Raw genomic sequence first — 1,841 nt, forward strand, 5'->3', positions numbered from 1 at the left:
GCCCCATGGTCAGCATGATGGTGGTGGCGAGCGCCATTGCCGACTTCACCTCGGCTGGCACCGGGACGAGGCTGTTCAGCGCCACGATGGCGACAAAGGCGGCGACGAACCACGGCATGGGCGGCCGCGCCGCCACCTCACTGCTGCTCCTGCGGCGCGCCATCAGGCCGAGCGCGACGACCATCGGCGCCAGCATGGCGACGCGGGTCAGCTTGGCGACGGTAGCGATCTCGCCGGACTGGGTGCCGTTCTGGAAGCCAGCGCCGATGACTTGCGCCACTTCATGGATCGAAGCACCGGCCCACAGGCCGAAAGCGTGCTGGTCGAGGCCGAGCATGGCGACGGTGCCGAACAAGGTGATCGAGGCGACGGCGTAGGTGACGTCCTCGTCGCGCGCATCGGTGACGATGTTGGTGGCGACGATGGCCGAGGCGCCGCAGATCGAGGTGCCGGCGGCGATCAGCTGCGCCAGCTTGGCGTCGACGCCGATCAGCCGACCGAGCGTAATGGTGAAAACGAAGGTGGCGCCAAGCGTGGCGGCGACAATGCCGACGCCGCCGGCGCCGATCGAGACGACTTGGCCGAGCGTCAGCTGGAAGCCGAGCAGAACAATGGCGAAGCGCAGCAGGCGCTTTTGCGAGAATGCGATGCCGGCCTTGGCGTGCACCGGTGTGCCCAGCACGTTGGAGTAGATCATGCCGGCGACGACGGCGAGGATCATCGGGCTGAACAGCGCGAAGCCCGAAACATTGCGGGCCGAGAAGGCGACGGCAGTAATCATCGTGACAAGGACGATGCCGGGGACGATGCCATTCCAGTTGAGGGATTTCCGCCCTCGTGTCAGATCGGCAGGAAAAGCGCTTTTCGGAATATCGTTCGCGAAGTGGGAAACGGAAGACAAAGCAATGCTCCAGACGGGTGTGCCGGAGGAATGCCATTCCTCAAATAATCTTTCCAACGAATTATTTTCGTCATAATGATCGATTTTTACGAACGATCGGCGTCATCTTCTGGCCGGCCTGAATTAAAGCTGCGCTTCGATGGCCGCCTTGTCGATCACCGACCAGACGTTCCTGATCCTGTCGTCGAGGAATTCATAGAAGACGTTCTCGCTGAAGGACACCTTCCTGCCGTTGATGGGCAGGCCGAAGAAGGTTCCCTTCGGCGTGCAGTTGAACTGGAGCCGGCTGGCTATGAACGGCGGTTCGGCGATCAGCAGCTGGATGTCGAAATAGAGGTCCGGGATTTCCCGAAAATCGCGCTCCAGCATTTCTTGGTAACCCGACAGCCCGACGCGGTCGCCATTGTAATGCACCTCGTCATGAACGAAGCGATTCAGCTTCTGCCAGTCCTGATTGTTGAGGCAGGCGATGTAGCCTCGATAAAGGTCGGTCACGGTCACGGCGATAGCTCCGGATTTCGTCAGATCTGCTCGATCCGGAAGATAGAACGACGGCGGGCACAGTCCAGATGGAGAGCCTGTTCCCGAATCGGGATGGGGCTCTATCTGCTCGTTTTGAGCATGATCTTTTTCGGAAACCCGGTTTCCTGTTCTAGCCTCGGTAGCGCAGCGCGTCGACCAGCAGCGAGAAGGCCGGCGTCGCTTGCCGGCGGCTGGGGTAATAGAGATGGTAGCCGGGGAAAGGCGCGCACCAGTCGGCGAGCACCCGCACCAGCCGGCCGTCGGCCAGATGGGCCGTTACCTGTTCCTCCGGCAGATAGGCAAGGCCGAGGCCGGCGAGCACCGCGTTCATGCGCAGCGCGGACGTATTGAACACCAACTGGCCCTCGACCCGCACTTTCAGCTCGCGCCCGGCCTTCTCGAACTCCCAGGCGTAGAG

3 protein-coding genes are annotated in these 1,841 nt (G+C 61.9%); all 3 read right to left on the reverse strand.

Going from position 1 to position 1,841, the window contains the following annotated elements; genetic code table 11:
• On the reverse strand, positions 1-901 hold a 901-nt coding region (locus tag EN893_RS32070; protein WP_164901304.1), incomplete at its 3' end, for a YeiH family protein.
• A gap of 123 nt (positions 902-1,024) precedes the next feature.
• A complete protein-coding gene (locus tag EN893_RS32075) occupies positions 1,025-1,402 on the reverse strand; it encodes an ester cyclase (protein ID WP_164748991.1) in 378 nt (125 codons plus the stop codon).
• A 151-nt stretch (positions 1,403-1,553) separates the two neighbouring features.
• Positions 1,554-1,841 (reverse strand): LysR substrate-binding domain-containing protein (locus EN893_RS32080; RefSeq protein ID WP_245490937.1); only part of this gene is annotated, 288 nt, incomplete at its 5' end.

Origin of the sequence: Mesorhizobium sp. M7A.F.Ca.CA.004.04.2.1 (assembly GCF_004022825.1) — a bacterium.
Lineage (GTDB): Bacteria > Pseudomonadota > Alphaproteobacteria > Rhizobiales > Rhizobiaceae > Mesorhizobium.